The 16,099-nt window shown below is 29.3% G+C and carries 18 protein-coding genes, 2 rRNA genes and 1 other annotated feature; of the genes, 18 read left to right on the top strand and 2 right to left on the bottom strand.

Annotation, left to right across the window (positions count from 1 at the left end):
- The 10 genes from AC11VW_RS02945 to AC11VW_RS02900 form a co-directional block, all read left to right on the top strand.
- Positions 1-383 (top strand): 23S ribosomal RNA (locus AC11VW_RS02945); the annotation flags it as partial.
- A 75-nt stretch (positions 384-458) separates the two neighbouring features.
- Positions 459-575: ribosomal RNA gene (gene rrf / locus AC11VW_RS02940) — 5S ribosomal RNA — on the top strand.
- A gap of 182 nt (positions 576-757) precedes the next feature.
- Complete coding sequence (locus AC11VW_RS02935) at positions 758-955, top strand: DUF378 domain-containing protein (protein WP_484299898.1); 198 nt, start codon at positions 758-760, stop codon at positions 953-955.
- A 223-nt stretch (positions 956-1,178) separates the two neighbouring features.
- On the top strand, positions 1,179-2,591 hold the full coding sequence (locus tag AC11VW_RS02930; RefSeq protein ID WP_484299897.1) for an aminotransferase class I/II-fold pyridoxal phosphate-dependent enzyme: 1,413 nt from the start codon (positions 1,179-1,181) through the stop codon (positions 2,589-2,591).
- A gap of 25 nt (positions 2,592-2,616) precedes the next feature.
- Positions 2,617-3,306 carry a dTMP kinase gene (locus AC11VW_RS02925; RefSeq protein WP_484299896.1) on the top strand — a complete coding sequence of 230 codons (690 nt, stop codon included), beginning with the start codon at positions 2,617-2,619 and terminating at the stop codon, positions 3,304-3,306.
- Between the two features lie 2 nt (positions 3,307-3,308).
- Positions 3,309-4,244, top strand: coding sequence for a DNA polymerase III subunit (locus tag AC11VW_RS02920; RefSeq protein WP_484299895.1), 936 nt, complete (start codon positions 3,309-3,311; stop codon positions 4,242-4,244).
- Positions 4,241-5,131 (top strand): PSP1 domain-containing protein, encoded by an 891-nt coding sequence (locus AC11VW_RS02915; RefSeq protein ID WP_484299894.1) that lies wholly within the window; start codon positions 4,241-4,243, stop codon positions 5,129-5,131. The genes AC11VW_RS02920 and AC11VW_RS02915 overlap by 4 nt, the downstream gene beginning before the upstream one ends.
- 93 nt (positions 5,132-5,224) lie before the next feature.
- Positions 5,225-5,977 carry a tRNA1(Val) (adenine(37)-N6)-methyltransferase gene (locus tag AC11VW_RS02910; RefSeq protein WP_484299893.1) on the top strand — a complete coding sequence of 251 codons (753 nt, stop codon included), beginning with the start codon at positions 5,225-5,227 and terminating at the stop codon, positions 5,975-5,977.
- The gene (rsmI, locus tag AC11VW_RS02905; RefSeq protein ID WP_484299892.1) at positions 5,978-6,811 is read left to right on the top strand and encodes a 16S rRNA (cytidine(1402)-2'-O)-methyltransferase; all 834 of its coding nucleotides are present in this window, start codon (positions 5,978-5,980) and stop codon (positions 6,809-6,811) included.
- 24 nt (positions 6,812-6,835) lie between these two features.
- Positions 6,836-7,528 (top strand): HD domain-containing protein, encoded by a 693-nt coding sequence (locus tag AC11VW_RS02900; RefSeq protein ID WP_484299891.1) that lies wholly within the window; start codon positions 6,836-6,838, stop codon positions 7,526-7,528.
- 193 nt (positions 7,529-7,721) lie between these two features.
- Here AC11VW_RS02900 and AC11VW_RS02895 read toward each other — a convergent pair whose 3' ends face one another.
- Complete coding sequence (locus tag AC11VW_RS02895; RefSeq protein ID WP_484299890.1) at positions 7,722-8,150, bottom strand: Lrp/AsnC family transcriptional regulator; 429 nt, start codon at positions 8,148-8,150, stop codon at positions 7,722-7,724.
- 30 nt (positions 8,151-8,180) lie between these two features.
- On the bottom strand, positions 8,181-9,611 hold the full coding sequence (locus tag AC11VW_RS02890) for a nicotinate phosphoribosyltransferase (protein WP_484299889.1): 1,431 nt from the start codon (positions 9,609-9,611) through the stop codon (positions 8,181-8,183).
- Between the two features lie 150 nt (positions 9,612-9,761).
- On the opposite strand from AC11VW_RS02890, the gene AC11VW_RS02885 reads away from it, so the two are divergent.
- The 8 genes from AC11VW_RS02885 to AC11VW_RS02850 form a co-directional block, all read left to right on the top strand.
- Positions 9,762-10,319, top strand: a complete 558-nt coding sequence (locus tag AC11VW_RS02885; protein ID WP_484299888.1) for a nucleoside recognition domain-containing protein — start codon at positions 9,762-9,764, stop codon at positions 10,317-10,319.
- Entirely contained in the window at positions 10,319-10,843 is a 525-nt protein-coding gene (locus AC11VW_RS02880) for a spore maturation protein (protein ID WP_484299887.1), read from the top strand. Before AC11VW_RS02885 ends, AC11VW_RS02880 begins: the two co-directional genes overlap by 1 nt.
- 87 nt (positions 10,844-10,930) lie before the next feature.
- Positions 10,931-11,141, top strand: a binding site (T-box leader).
- 220 nt (positions 11,142-11,361) lie between these two features.
- Positions 11,362-12,171: a transporter substrate-binding domain-containing protein gene (locus AC11VW_RS02875; protein WP_484299886.1), complete on the top strand. Its 810-nt coding sequence runs from the start codon at positions 11,362-11,364 to the stop codon at positions 12,169-12,171.
- Between the two features lie 20 nt (positions 12,172-12,191).
- Positions 12,192-12,914: an amino acid ABC transporter permease gene (locus AC11VW_RS02870; RefSeq protein ID WP_484299885.1), complete on the top strand. Its 723-nt coding sequence runs from the start codon at positions 12,192-12,194 to the stop codon at positions 12,912-12,914.
- 15 nt (positions 12,915-12,929) lie between these two features.
- Positions 12,930-13,652 carry an amino acid ABC transporter ATP-binding protein gene (locus AC11VW_RS02865; RefSeq protein WP_484299884.1) on the top strand — a complete coding sequence of 241 codons (723 nt, stop codon included), beginning with the start codon at positions 12,930-12,932 and terminating at the stop codon, positions 13,650-13,652.
- 382 nt (positions 13,653-14,034) lie between these two features.
- Complete coding sequence (locus AC11VW_RS02860; RefSeq protein WP_484299883.1) at positions 14,035-14,844, top strand: transporter substrate-binding domain-containing protein; 810 nt, start codon at positions 14,035-14,037, stop codon at positions 14,842-14,844.
- Positions 14,845-14,864: 20 nt separating this feature from the next.
- On the top strand, positions 14,865-15,602 hold the full coding sequence (locus AC11VW_RS02855) for an amino acid ABC transporter permease (protein WP_484299882.1): 738 nt from the start codon (positions 14,865-14,867) through the stop codon (positions 15,600-15,602).
- A partial coding sequence (locus AC11VW_RS02850) for an amino acid ABC transporter ATP-binding protein (RefSeq protein ID WP_484299881.1) occupies positions 15,599-16,099 on the top strand: 501 nt, incomplete at its 3' end. The genes AC11VW_RS02855 and AC11VW_RS02850, both read left to right, overlap by 4 nt.

The following is a 16,099-nucleotide window of genomic DNA, read 5'->3' as shown; positions in this document are numbered from 1 at the left end:
TCACATCCTGGGGCTGAAGTAGGTCCCAAGGGTTGGGCTGTTCGCCCATTAAAGTGGTACGCGAGCTGGGTTCAGAACGTCGTGAGACAGTTCGGTCCCTATCCGTCGCAGGCGTAGGAAATTTGAGAGGAGCTGTCCTTAGTACGAGAGGACCGGGATGGACATACCTCTGGTGCACCAGTTGTCACGCCAGTGGCATAGCTGGGTAGCTACGTATGGACTGGATAAGCGCTGAAAGCATCTAAGCGCGAAGCCACCCTCAAGATAAGATTTCCCATCTTTATGAGTAAGATCCCAGGAAGACTACCTGGTTGATAGGTCCAAGGTGTAAGCTCAGTAATGAGTTCAGCTTATGGATACTAATAGATCGAGGACTTGACCAAAAATTAATGTTTTAAATTGTTTACATGATTTACTTTGCAGTTTTGAAAGTATTAATAATATTTTCATATAGATTATGTGGTTATTATAGCAAAGAGGATACACCTGTTCCCATTCCGAACACAGAAGTTAAGCTCTTTAGCGCCAATGGTACTTGGAGGGCAGCCTCCTGGGAGAGTAGGACGTAGCCACGTAATCTTTTTTTGTTATAAAAAATAAGGCCTTCATTAGAAGGCCTTATTATAATTCCTAGGTAAATTAAATTGTAAAAATTAGCGAAAATATGCATAAGAATTAAATTTAGTTATTTAATTTTAATAAGTTTTTAAAATAAGGAAATCTAACCAGATAAGCTAATATCTAAGGAGTGTTATGACTGAAAAAAATTGCATTGATTTTAGTCATAGTAGGAGCACTTAACTGGGAAGGAATAGAAGTTTTTTGGGTTGATTTACTAGGAAATATTTTTAGTGGAACATACCAACGTATAAGTAGAATGATATATTTTGTAGCAGACATCGCCGGAGTATATTTATTTTTCACACTAGACCAAATAATAAATGATAATTCTTAGAAGTTAAAAGAAAGCCGTTGATGAAGGATTATAAAATCAACGGCTTTTAATTATATAGAACTTCTTATTATAATAAATAATGTAACGTGAGATACATAAAATAAGAGGACTATTATTATAAACTTACATAATTAAAAAATAACATATAAAAGATTATAGAATTTAAAATGGGTATGTTTATAATAAGATATATTACAATATGAATAACTATAAGGAGATAAAAATGGAAACTTCAATTATAAATCAGTTAAAAGAAATAGTAGATACGGACTTAACATCATTTCATATGCCAGGTCATAAGTTAGGGAAGGTTTACGACAAACTAGGATATTCAGAGATAGTACAAAATATATATAAAATGGATACAACAGAAATATCGGGTACAGACAATTTACACTCGCCAGAAGGAATAATTAAAAAATCTCAAGAGCGCGCTTCTAAGGCATTTAAAAGTGAACATACATATTATTTGGTTAATGGAAGTACATGTGGGATACAAGGAGCTATAATGTGTTTATGCTCACCTAAAGAGAAGATTATTGTAAATAGAGACTGCCACCAGTCTGTTATAAATTCTTGTATCTTAGGAGATATAGAACCTGTATATATATTACCTAAGATAAACGACGAAACAAATATATTAGAGGGTGTAGAAGTTCAAGAAGTATTAGATGTAATAGATAATAATTTAGATGCAAAAGCTATTTTAGTTACATATCCCACTTATTATGGAAAGACATATGATGTAGAAAAAATATGTAAATACGCTCATGAAAAAAATATGGCAGTTATAGTAGATGAGGCTCATGGATCTCACTTAGGATTAAGTAAGAAACTACCTAAAACAGCACTAGAACAAGGTGCTGATATAGTAATACAAAGTACTCATAAAACATTACCTTCATTTACTCAATCATCGATGATACATACACAAGGAAATAGAGTAGACAAAGATAAGCTGGGAACAATGTTAAGAATAATTGAATCTTCAAGTCCTTCATATATACTTATGTCGTCTTTAGAGTTAGCAGTAGACATATATGAAAAAAAAGGAAGAGAACTAATGGAAGATCTTTTATTAAATATAGATAAATTTAGAGAAAATATAGAGGACAATGAATTTATAGATGTATATAATGATGACGATAAAACTAAATTATTTATCTCGTCAAAGAGATTAGGAGTAACGGGATATGAACTAGAGATAATATTAAGGGAAAAGTATAATATACAAGTAGAATTAGCTAATTATTATGGAGTATTATTAATATGTACTATAGGAAATGAATCAGATGATTTTAAGATGATGGAAAACGCATTAAATAATATTAGTAAGAAGTATTATAAAGAAAAAATCATAGAACATGTAGAATATCCTATGGAAATACCAGTAAAATCATTAAGTCCAAGAGAAGCATTTTATAAACCTAAAAAAAGTGTTAAAATATATGAAAGCGTAGGAAAAATTTGTGGAGAATATATAATACCTTATCCACCAGGAATAAGTTTATTATCTCCGGGAGAAATAATTACAAAAGAAATTATAGATTATATATTGATGTGTAATGAAAAAGGAATGAATGTAAGTGGTATAAAAGATACCAATCTAGAGTTCATACAAATTATAAATGAATAAATAGATGTAAGTGGAGGATATAAAAATGAACGGAAGGTTAATAATCATAGAAAGTGGATCAGATGCAAGTGGAAAAGCCACTCAAACTAAGAAGCTATATGAAAAGCTTTTAAAAGATGGATATAATGTGAAAAAAGTTGAATACCCAAATTATTCATCAGAATCTTCAGCACTAGTAAAAATGTATTTAAGAGGAGATTTTGGAGACAAGCCTTCAGATGTAGACCCATATATAGCATCTACGTTTTTTGCCGCTGATAGATATGCTTCATTTAAGACGCAATGGGAGGACTTTTATAATGAAGGCGGAATAATACTTGCTGATAGATATACAACGTCTAATATGGTGCACCAAGCGTCTAAAATGGACAAAGAAGATAGAGATAAGTACTTAGATTGGTTATTTGACTTCGAATTTAATATGTATAAGATACCAGAACCGGATTGTGTTGTATTTTTAGACGTTCCAGTAACATTTAGTAAAAAGCTAATGGAAAATAGAAAAAACAAAATTACTGGACAATCAAAGAAAGATATCCATGAGAGTGATATAAAATATTTAGAAAAATCTTATAACAATTCTTTAGATATAGTAGATAAATACAACTGGAATAAAATAAAATGCGTAGAAAATAATAATCTAAGAAGTATAGGTAGTATACACGAAGAGATTTATAAATTAGTTACAGATACACTAAAATCTGTGGAGAGGTAAATATGTATTTTGAAAATATAATAGGGCAAGAGTTTGCTAAAAAATATTTAACAAATTCAATGAGAAAAAATAAAATTAATCATGCTTATATGTTTGAAGGTATAGAGGGTATAGGGAAAAAGAAATTTACAGCAGAGTTGTCAAAAATATTATTAAATAGTGAAAATGTAGATAGTAGCCCTGACTATATAAACATATATCCTGATGGAAGTAGTATAAAAATAGCACAAATAAGAAAGTTACAAACAGATATAATAATAAAACCACATAAGGATTATAAGATATACATAATAAGCGATGCAGAGAAAATGACAATAGAAGCTCAAAATGCGTTATTAAAAACATTAGAAGAGCCACCTGGATATGCTATAATGATTTTAATTACAAGTAATAAGGAAGCGCTACTAGATACGATAAAATCTAGATGTGAAATAATTAAATTTTTACCAATATCTTTATTAGACTTAAAAAAGTATTTAATAAAAAATGGTGTAGATGAGCAAAGGGCTCAATTATTAGCAACTTTTTCAAGGGGAAGTATTGAAAAAGCACTAGAACTATCAGAATCTGCCGAATTTGCAATTATGAGGGAAGATATACAGTCATATATACAAACGATACTTGATAAAAATATAATAGATATATTAGAAATACCAAATAACATGGATAAATATAAAAAAGAAGTTATTAGTATATTAGATATGATGGTAAACTATTTTAGAGATATGATGCTTTTAAAGGAGAAGGTTGATAAAAGCATGATAATAAATTCAGATAAGATAACATTCATACAAAATATGAGTAAAAAAATTACCTATTCTCAAGTATCTAAAATTATTGATATAATAGAAGAAACAAAAAAAAAGATAAAAAGCAATTGTAACTTTAATATTAGTATACAAGTTATGGCTTTAAATATATATGAGGTGATTAAATGATAAAGATAGTGGGTGTTAGATTTAAGAGTGCAGGGAAGATATATTATTTCGATCCAGTTGAATTACCAATAGAAAAAAATATGGATGTAGTAGTTGAAACCGCGAGGGGATTAGAATATGGGACAGTAGTAGTAGGTCCAAAAGAAATAGAAGAAAGTGAGTTAGTTTCACCATTAAAACCAATAATAAGAATATCAACACCAGAAGATACTAGTGTATATGTTGAAAATAAAGAAAAAGCAAAAGAAACTTTTCAATTATGCCAACAAAAAATAAAAGACCATGATTTAACTATGTTTTTAATAGATTGTGAATACACATTTGATAGAAATAAATTAATATTCTACTTCACAGCAGAAGGTAGAATAGATTTTAGAGAACTTGTAAAGGATCTAGCGGCAATCTTTAAAACTAGAATAGAGTTAAGACAAATAGGAGTAAGAGATGAAGCTAAATCAATAGGTGGATTAGGACCATGCGGAAGAAGCCTTTGTTGTTCTTCATGGCTTGGAGATTTCCAACCTGTTTCAATAAAAATGGCTAAAGATCAAAGTTTATCACTTAATCCTACAAAAATATCAGGAATATGTGGAAGATTATTCTGTTGTCTAAAGTATGAGCATGATGTATATGCTGAAGCTATAGATGCAATGCCGGTGGTAGGATCTTTAGTAAAAGTTGAAGATGGAAAAGGAAAAGTCACAGAGATAAATCCATTACTAGAGCAAGTTAGAGTAGAATTTAATGATAAAACTATAAAGATATATCAAAGAGAAGAAGTTGAAGTACTACAAGAACCTAAAAAATGTGGCGGAGGTTGTGGAAACCTTAGAGATGAAGGATTAGATGCAGCAACGTTAAGAGAATTAAAGAAATTAGAAGACTAATATAGTCAAAATAAGGAAACTAAGGGGGTAGGATTTTTCCTACCTTTTTATGATAAAGACAATTTAAGTACCAGGACATGAAAGGAGACTCAGATGGAAATACAATTAAAAGAAACAGAAAGAATAGATGATTTACAATTAAAAGGTCTAAAATTAATACAAGATACTAATGGATTTTGTTTTGGAATAGATGCAGTATTATTAGCTAATTTTGCGAAAGTAAAAAGAGGAGCTAATGTAGCCGATTTAGGGACAGGAACTGGAATAATACCAATACTTATAGCAGGTAAAAGTGAAGCTAAAAAAATAGTAGGGGTAGAAATACAAGAAGACGTATATGAAATGGCTACTCGTTCTATAAAATTAAATAATTTAGAAGATAGAGTACAAATAGTAAATGCAGATATAAAAACAATAGATAAAGAATTAGAGGTACATGGATACCATGTAGTAACTTCAAATCCTCCATATATGCATATGGATGGAATAAAAAATCCTAATGATAAAAAAGCTATATCAAGACATGAAGTAAAATGTAACCTAGAAGACGTTATAAAAGCAGCTTCAAGATTAACAATGCCTAAGGGTAAATTCTTCATGATACACAGACCTACTAGACTAGTAGATATAATAACATTAGGAAGAAAATATAAATTAGAGCCTAAGCAATTACAATTTATACATCCAAGAGCAAATAAAGCACCAAACTTAGTTCTTGTAGAGTTTGTTAAGGATGGAAGACCAGAACTTAAAATATTAGATCCATTATATGTATATGGAGAAGATGGAAACTACACAGAAGAATTGAGAGCAGTATATGCAAATGAAGATATAGGAGAAAACTAAATGAGTGGAAAATTATATATATGTCCAACACCTATAGGTAATTTAGAAGATATGACTTATAGAACAGTAAGGATATTAAATGAAGTAGATGTAATAGCAGCAGAAGATACAAGACACAGTATAAAACTTTTAAATCATTTTGATATATCAAAGCCTTTAACTAGTTATCATGAACACAATAAAGATTCAAAAGGTGGATATTTAATAGATAAATTAGTAGCTGGAGAAAACATCGCTATAATAAGTGATGCAGGTATGCCAGGAATATCTGATCCAGGAGAAGATATAATAAAACAAGCTATTGAAAATAAGATAGAAATAGAAGTATTACCAGGAGCAACAGCATCTGTAACAGCGTTAGTTGGCTCAGGATTAGAAACGCGTAAATTTGCTTTTGAAGGATTTTTAGATAGAGACAAAAAAGTTAGAAGAAATCAATTAGAAGAAGTGAAAGAAGAAAGAAGAACTATAATATTCTACGAATCACCACATAGATTAAAAGAAACTCTAAAGGACATGCTAAAAATATTAGGCAATAGAAAAATAGCTGTAAACAGAGAGCTTACAAAAAAATATCAAGAAATAATAAGGGAAGATATAGAAACAGTTATAAACATATTCAATGAAAAAGATGTTAGGGGTGAATTTGTTTTAATAGTAGAAGGATTCACAGGAGAAAAAACTGTTCAAAACAGTTATGAAGAACTTAATGACAGAGAATATGTGTTAGCATTAATTGAAGAGGGTATGGATAAAAAAGATGCAATTAAAGTAGTATGTAAGAATAGGAAGCTTAAAAAAGACGTAGTATATAAGCAAGTATTAGACATATAAAACACAAAGCTTGGGGTGATGTAGATGAAACTACAAAATATATTAATAGATAGTTTATGTTGTGAAGATACCTATGATAAATTTCGTCAATTAGATAAAAGTAAAACGCTAGAAAAAATTATACCGCAAATAAAAGATATGAAGCTAGTAGGAGAATGTAAATATCATGTAGTTAATGCATATGATCACTCATTAAAGTCATTAGAAGAATTTGAAAATATAGTAAAAGAAAAAGAATTTTTTTCAACACATATAAGAAAGCAAATAAAAGAGTACTTAAATAGTGAAGTAGGTAATAGCTTAAATAAATTACAACTATTAAAATTAGGGATTTTTTTACATGATATAGGGAAGCCAGACAGCAAAACTACAGATAATACAGGGAGAGCTCATTTTAAAGGACATGAAATAGTAGGAGCAGATATAGCGTTGAATTTGGGGATAAAATTAGGCTTACAGACTGATACAACTGATTTACTTACTAAATATGTAAGATATCATATGATACTTTTAGTGCTTTATAAAATGAACAATATGAGCCAGGAAAAATTATTTGAAATATTTGAAATGCTAGAAGAAGATATTATAGGAATTCTATTATTAGGATATTGTGATATAGTTGCTACTAGAAAATTATTAAATCCAAATGAAGATATGGGGATTATAAAAACATATATGGAATATGCTTTAACAAATTATATACACAGATATAAATAAGCACCTTACTTAATACAAGATTCAATAAAAATTAAAATATAAAAATATAGAGAGTATCACAAAGTGATTTCAATCACTAGTTAAAGATGCTCTCTTTTTATGCAAAATTAATTATTTTGTAGATGTTAAAAAAGGAGCAATCTTATTTTATAGAGAGCCCCTTTAGATATTTTAAAAAAATTATATTTAAACTCTATAATATAGATTTTGCATGTATAGGCGTTGATAATATAACTGATGTTTTAGTTGAGCCCATTGTCTTTATAGAATCGATAACGTTTTCAAGTTCATACATATCTTTAACGATAACCTTTAATACAGAGCAATCGTCACCTGTTATATGATGACATTCTACTATTCTTGGGTCTTGACGAGCCTCTTCAATAAAAATTTTATACTTGTCATTAGGTAGAGATATATGTACAAAAGCCTTTATAACTCTTCCTAAAGCATCAGGATTTACGATAGCTTTGTACCCCTCTATCACACCTGCTTCTTCTAATCTTTTAACCCTTTCAGAAACAGCTGGAGAAGTTAATCCAACTATCTTGCCTAAGTCTTTCATAGAAATTCTACCATCTTTTTGTAAAAACTCTAGAATTTTGTGATCTGTAATATCCATATTTGAATCCCCCTTGATTAAGATAATGTATTATAAGAATTTTTTAGAATCTATCATTTTAGTTTTCAAATCCCAAAGAGTAGTAGACAAGTCAACTTTATAAGTTTGAGGATTTGAAAGTCTCCTATACTCGTCCCATAAAGTATTTAATTCACTTTTAACAAAATCTCTTATTTCCATGACTGATTTATGCTCATGCTTACATTCTCCGTTTATAAATAAAGGCTTGTGAAGTTCTTTTATCTTGTAATTTTCAAAAGTTTTAGCCTTCCAAGTATAAGTAGGGTGGAATATAGTTAAAGGTTTAGATTCATCTATAACCTCATCATGTAGCATAATTAAATCTGCTTCAGCTTTATTATTTTCGTTGTATATTCTAATAATTTTTTTATAGCCTGGATTATTTATCTTCTCAGGATTTTCAGATAGCTTTATCTTAGGTTCTATTTCATTACCTTTAAAAGATGCAGCCAACTTGTAAACTCCACCCAGAGATGGTGAATCTGCAGAAGTTATTAATTTTGTACCAACGCCCCAAGAATTTATAGTAGCCCCTTCAGCTTTTAGTGAAGCTATAGTGTATTCATCAAGATCGTTAGATGCTGTAATACTAATATCCGTGAAACCTTCTTTATCTAAAACTTTTTTACATTCTTTAGATAAATATTGTAAATCACCTGAATCTAATCTTATCCCTAATGGTTTATGTCCATTTTCCCTTAAATTTTTAAAAACCTTTATAGCATTAGGAAGACCACTGTTTAATACATTATAAGTATCAACAAGTAATAGGCACTTATCTGGATATATATCAGCATAAGCCTCAAATGATTCTAACTCTGTATCAAATTTTTGAACCCAACTATGAGCTTGAGTACCAACTAAAGGTATATCGAATAGTTTACCAGCTAAAACATTTGCAGTAGCATAGCATCCACCGATTACAGCGGCTCTTGCACCATATGTACCAGCATCAGGACCTTGAGCACGACGTAAACCAAACTCTAGTACAGGATCTTCTTGAGCAGCGAAACATACTCTAGAAGCTTTGGTAGCTATAAGTGATTGGAAATTAACAATTGTCAATAATGCAGTCTCAATAAGCTGAGCTTGATATAAAGGAGCTTTTACAGTAAGTATAGGCTCATTAGGGAACATAATAGTCCCTTCCTCAACAGAATATATATCCCCAGTAAACTTAAAATCTTTTAGGAATGTCAAAAATTTATCAGAAAATAGATTTAAGCTTTTCAGATAATTTAAATCCTCATCTGAAAAATGAATGTTATTTATATATTCAACAAACTGCTCAATACCACAAACTATAGTATATCCACTGTTGCAAGCATTTTTCCTAAAAAACATATCAAATACTACAATATCTTCATGAACATTTTTTTCGAAATATCCATTCAACATTGTAAGTTGATATAAATCAGTAAGAAGTGTTAAATTTCTCATTATAATTCTCCTTAAATATTAAAAATCATAAAAAACCCCACATATATACTAAAACATAATATAGTACAACTTTCAAGTATAAAGTATAACCGATCTATCATAAAATTATTTATAAGGAGGGGGATTGTTATAGCAAAAATATGGTTTTGGATGATATCGGTTGGTATAGTTGGTAGCGTGTTATCAAACAATCTTACACAATTGAATGAGGTTATATTGAGTGAAGCATCAAGGGGTATTGAGTTTACAATTAGCTTAGCAGGTATAATAGCTCTTTGGATGGGGATTATGAATATAGCGAAAGACTCTGGTTTAATACAAAAAATAGGAGATTTATTATCGCCGATTCTTAAACGATTATTTCCATCAGTTCCAAAGGGACATAAAGCAATGTCTTATATAATAATGAATATGGTTTTAAATATGTTAGGAGCTGGTAATGGAGCTACAGCTTTTGGTTTAAAGGCAATGAATGAGTTACAGACTTTGAATCATAAAAAGGATACAGCCACTAATGATATGATTATGTTTTTAGTTATAAATATATCTTCTATACAGATAATACCTTTTACTATGATTAAATTAAGGTTAGATAGTGGTGCAGATAGTCCTAGTGAGATAATTATATCTACTTTATTCGCAACCTGCATATCTACAATAGTTGCAATAATGAGTTGTAAGTTGTTTCAAAAGAGGAGGTATAAATAATGTTAAATACATTTTCTAACTTAACTATACCACTTATAATTTTAGGGATTGTAATACATGGTAAGGTTAAAGGTGTAGATATATATGATAGTTTTGTTAAAGGGGCAATAGATGGACTAAAAACAACTTGGTCTATATTACCGTACATAATAGGTATTTTTCTTGCTATTGGCATATTTAAAACAGGTAAAGGGATTGATGTGTTAGAATTTATTTTTAAACCGTTAGCTGACTTATTTAGTATTCCCAAGGAGCTTATAGGTCTTATAATAATAAAACCGTTGTCGGGCAGTGGAGCTCTTGGAATGTATAGTGAACTTGCAAATAGAGTTGGTATGGGAACTTTAATAGAAAAGATGGGTGCAACTATTGTGGGGGCGTCTGAAACTATTTTTTATACTATGGCTATTTATTTTGGAAGTTTAAAAATTAAAAACACAAGACACACTTTGATTTGTGCTATGTTATGTCATATTACAGGTGTTTTAGCATCTGTATTTATATGTTATATATTATTTACATAGTTTTAAAAATTAAACAAAAAAAATTAAAATATATTGACAACTTAAAATAAACTAACTATAATATCAAGTATAACAAAATTAAAAAAAATAAATTCTATGAAAAAGAGAGTAGCATTAATCAAATTTTCAGCGAGCTAGGGTTTGGTGTGAGCCTAGTAATAATGTTTATTGTGAAGAGAGCTTTGGAGAATATTGCTTGAAGTAATAGTATGGCAATAGGTACACCCGCCTTAAGGGATAGAGTGGATAAGTTTACTTATCAATTAGAGTGGTAACGCGGATATAATTCGTCTCTTGGTTTTTATAACCAAGGGACTTTTTTAATATAATGAATTATATTTAGTGATATTAGTCTATTTGAAAACTTATCAATAAGAGTGGTACCACGGATAATTTCGTCTCTTAGCATTTGCTAAGGGACTTTTTTGTTACAAAAAATAGATATGTAAAAGAAAAATGTGTAAAATAACAAGTATGAATTATCAATTACAAATTATTACCAAATAGGAGGAATTATTATGAAAGGTTTAAAAAAATCAATATTATGCGTTTTAGTAGGAGCTTTAACTTTAGGGACAGTAGGATGTACTTCTCAAAAGAAAGAAGTTAGTGAATTACAAGAGATAAAAGATAAAGGTGTTTTAACTATAGGAACTAGTGCAGATTATCCACCATATGAATTTCATAAAGAAATAAATGGTAAAGATACGATTGTAGGATTTGATATGATGATAGCTGAGGAAATAGCGAAAGATTTAGGTGTAAAATTAGAAATAAAAGATATGAAATTTGATGGACTATTAGGTGCATTAAAATCAAAAAATGTAGATATGGTAGTTGCAGGCATGAGTCCTACAGAAGAGAGAAAGAAAGCAGTTGATTTTTCTGACACTTATTATAATGGAGGAAACGTAATTTTAATAAAGAAAGAAAATGCAGATAAATATAAAACTATACAAGATTTAAAAGATGCTAAAATTGGAGTTCAAAAAGCAAGTCTTCAAGAGGGTATAGTAAAAAATGTTATACAAGCAACAAGTATAAAATCTTTAGGTAAGTTATCAGATGTAGTTTTAGAACTTGAAAATGGTAATGTAGATGCAGTAGTTATAAGTAAAGAAACTACAAAAGGATATTTAAAACAATATCAAGATATAGTAGATGGAAATGTAGATTTAGGTGAAGATGCAGCTGAAGGATCTGCAATTGCAGTAAGTAAATCAACAGATAAAGCATTATTAGGTGAAGTTAATAAAGTATTAACTAAGTTAGATAAAGACGGTAAGATAGAAGATTTCGTAGAGAAAGCTACTGAATTAGCTCAATAAATTATAAGGAGAGATGAGACATGGATTTTACATTTTTAAAAGACTATTCACAATTTTTTATAAATGGAACTAAGATAACTATAATTATATCTTTGTTCACTTTAATACTAGGATTTATGATAGGTACAATAATATGCTTAGGAAAAATATCTAGAAATAAACTGTTAAGTATATTATCTAGTGCATATATAGAGTTTTTAAGAGGAACACCATTATTAGTTCAAATATATATAATTTATTTCGGATTGCCTACAATAGGAATCGAATTTCCAGATGTAGCATTTATACCATCTGAATATATAGCAGCAATATTTGCTTTATCTATAAACTCAAGTGCATATATAGCAGAAATATTAAGATCAGGAATACAGTCTATAGATAAAGGACAAATGGAAGCTAGTCGTTCTTTAGGATTGGACTATTCAATGAGTATGAGAATGATAATAATACCACAGGCTTTAAAAAATGTATTACCAGCACTAGCAAATGAATTTATAGTTTTAGTAAAGGAATCATCAATAGTATCTATAATAGGAATACAAGACTTAATGTATAGTTCAGACATAGTTAGAGGAAATACTTACCTAGCATTTGAACCGTTAATAGTAGCAGCTATGATTTATTTTGTACTTACATTTAGTTTATCGAAGCTAGTTAGTTCATTTGAAAATAAACTACAAACTAAAAGTACAGGAAAGTCAAGTAAAGTAAAGGATAAATTGAAAGTTAGTAAGGTTGCATAAAGGGGGATTGAGATTATGATACAGATAAAAAATATAAAAAAGAAATATGGAAAATTAGAAGTATTAAAAGATATAAATTTAGATATTAAAAAAGGTGAAATAGTAGCTATACTAGGACCAAGTGGATCAGGAAAAAGTACATTATTAAGATGTATAAATTTGTTAGAACAACCAAATAACGGAGAAATAATATTTAAAGGAAATAATATACTAGATAAACAATGTGATATAAATAAAATTAGACAAAATATAGGAATGGTTTTTCAAAATTTCAACTTGTTTCCAAATATGTCGGTGCTAGAAAATATTATTATGGCACCTATAAAAGTAAACAAGATTACAAAAGAAGAAGCAATAAAAGATGCAATGGAACTTTTAAACAGAGTAGGTCTAGCTGATAAAAAAGACGAATATCCAAATCAATTATCAGGAGGACAAAAACAAAGAATAGCAATAGCGAGAGCTTTAGCTATGAAACCAGATGTGATGTTATTTGATGAGCCTACATCAGCACTGGATCCTGAGATGGTAAAAGAAGTTTTAGATGTTATGAAAGAACTGGCTAATGAAGGTATGACAATGGCTGTTGTAACACATGAAATAGGCTTTGCAAGAGAAGTTGCAAATAAAGTTGTATTTATGGATGAGGGATATATATTAGAAGAAGGAAATCCTAAAGAAATATTTTATAATCCAAAACATATAAGAACAAAACAATTCTTAGATAAAGTTATATAAAAAAATAGCTTCGCTTGAGCGACGTGTCGGCGAACCATTTTATGTCGCCAACGATATATCTTCGCTCTTGCTTCAGATACATCCGTTGCTAAAAAAGTAGCCTGATAAAATAAAGATTAACATCATGTATTGAATTTAATTAAATTAACCTTAATACATGATGAATATAATATGTTAATCAAATTAAAAATATATAATAAATCAGCTAAGACGAGAAGAGTAAATAAGGGTGGTATCACGGATAATTTCGTCTCTTAGCATTTTGCTAAGGGACTTTTTTGTTACAAAAAATAGATATACACAAGAAAAATGGGCAAAATAAAAACAAAATAACAATTATTAATTATCAATTACAAAAAATTATTAAATAGGAGGTATTATTATGAAAGGTTTAAAGAAATCAATAATATGTGTTTTAGCAGGAGTTTTAAGTTTAGGGGTAGTAGGATGTACTTCTCAAAAGAAAGAAGTTAGCGAATTACAAGGGATAAAAGATAAAGGTGTTTTAACTATAGGAACTAGTGCAGACTATCCACCATATGAATTTCATAAAGAAATAAATGGTAAAGATACAATTGTAGGATTTGATATGATGATAGCTGAGGAAATAGCGAAAGATTTAGGTGTAAAACTAGAAATAAAAGATATGAAATTTGATGGACTATTAGGTGCATTAAAGTCACAAAATATAGACATGGTAATTGCAGGCATGACTCCTACAGAAGAGAGAAAAAAGGCAGTTGATTTTTCTGACACTTATTACAATGGAGGAAACGTAATTTTAGTAAAGAAAGAAAATTTAGATAAATATAAAACTATACAAGATTTAAAAGATGCTAAAATTGGAGTTCAAAAAGCAAGTCTTCAAGAGGGTATAACAAAAGATGTTATACAGGCAACAAATATAAAATCTTTAAGCAAAATAGCAGATGTAGTTGTAGAACTTGAAAATGATAATGTAGATGCAGTAGTTATAAGCAAAGAAACTACAAAAGGATATTTAAAACAATATCAAGATATAGTATATGGAAATATAGATTTAGGTGAAGATGCAGCTGAAGGATCTGCAATTGCAGTAAGTAAATCAGAAGATAAATTACTGTTAGATGAAGTTAATAAAGTATTAACTAAATTAAGTAAAGAAGGAAAAATAGAAGATTTCGTAGAGAAAGCTACTGAATTAGCTCAATAAAGTATAAGGAGAGATGAGATATGGATTTTACATTTTTAAAAGATTATTCGCAATTTTTTATAAATGGAACTAAAATAACTATAATTATATCTTTGTTCACTTTAATACTGGGATTTATGATAGGTACAATAATGTGCTTAGGAAAAATATCTAGAAATAAACTGTTAAGTATATTATCTAGTGCATATATAGAGTTTTTAAGAGGAACGCCGTTATTAGTTCAAATATATATAATTTATTTCGGATTGCCTACAATAGGAATCGAATTTCCAGATGTAGCATTTATACCATCTGAATATATAGCAGCAATATTTGCTTTATCTATAAATTCAAGTGCGTATATAGCAGAAATATTAAGATCAGGAATACAGTCTATAGATAAAGGACAAATGGAAGCTAGTCGTTCTTTAGGGTTAGACTACTCAATGAGTATGAGAATGATAATAATACCACAAGCTTTAAAAAATGTGCTACCAGCACTAGCAAATGAATTTATAGTTTTGGTAAAAGAATCATCAATAGTATCTATAATAGGAATACAAGACTTAATGTATAGCTCAGATATAGTAAGAGGAAATACCTACCTAGCATTTGAACCGTTAATAGTAGCAGCTATGATTTACTTTGTACTTACATTTAGTTTATCAAAGCTAGTTAGTTCATTTGAAAATAAACTGCAAACTAGAAGTTCAGGAAAATCAAGTAAAGCAAAAAATAAATTAAACGCTAGTAAAATTGCAGAGAGGGGGGAATTATGATACAGATAAAAAATATAAAAAAGAAATATGGAAAATTAGAAGTATTAAAAAATATAAACCTAGATATTAAAAAGGGTGAAATAGTAGCTATACTAGGACCAAGTGGATCAGGAAAAAGTACATTATTAAGATGTATAAATTTATTAGAACAGCCAAATGATGGAGAAATAATATTTAAAGGAAATAATATATTAGATAAACAATGTGATATAAATACAATTAGACAAAGTATAGGAATGGTTTTTCAAAATTTCAACTTGTTTCCAAATATGTCGGTGCTAGAAAATATTATTATGGCACCTATAAAAGTAAACAAGATTACAAAAGAAGAAGCCATAAAAGACGCAATGGAACTTTTAAACAGAGTAGGTCTAGCTGACAAAAAAGACGAATATCCAAATCAATTATCAGGAGGACAAAAACAAAGAATAGCAATAGCGAGAGCTTTAGCTATGAAACCAGATGTGATGTTATTTGATGAGCCTACATCAGCACTG

This window comes from Romboutsia sp. (assembly GCF_056995035.1).
This window is presented reverse-complemented; position numbering and strand designations above follow the sequence as displayed.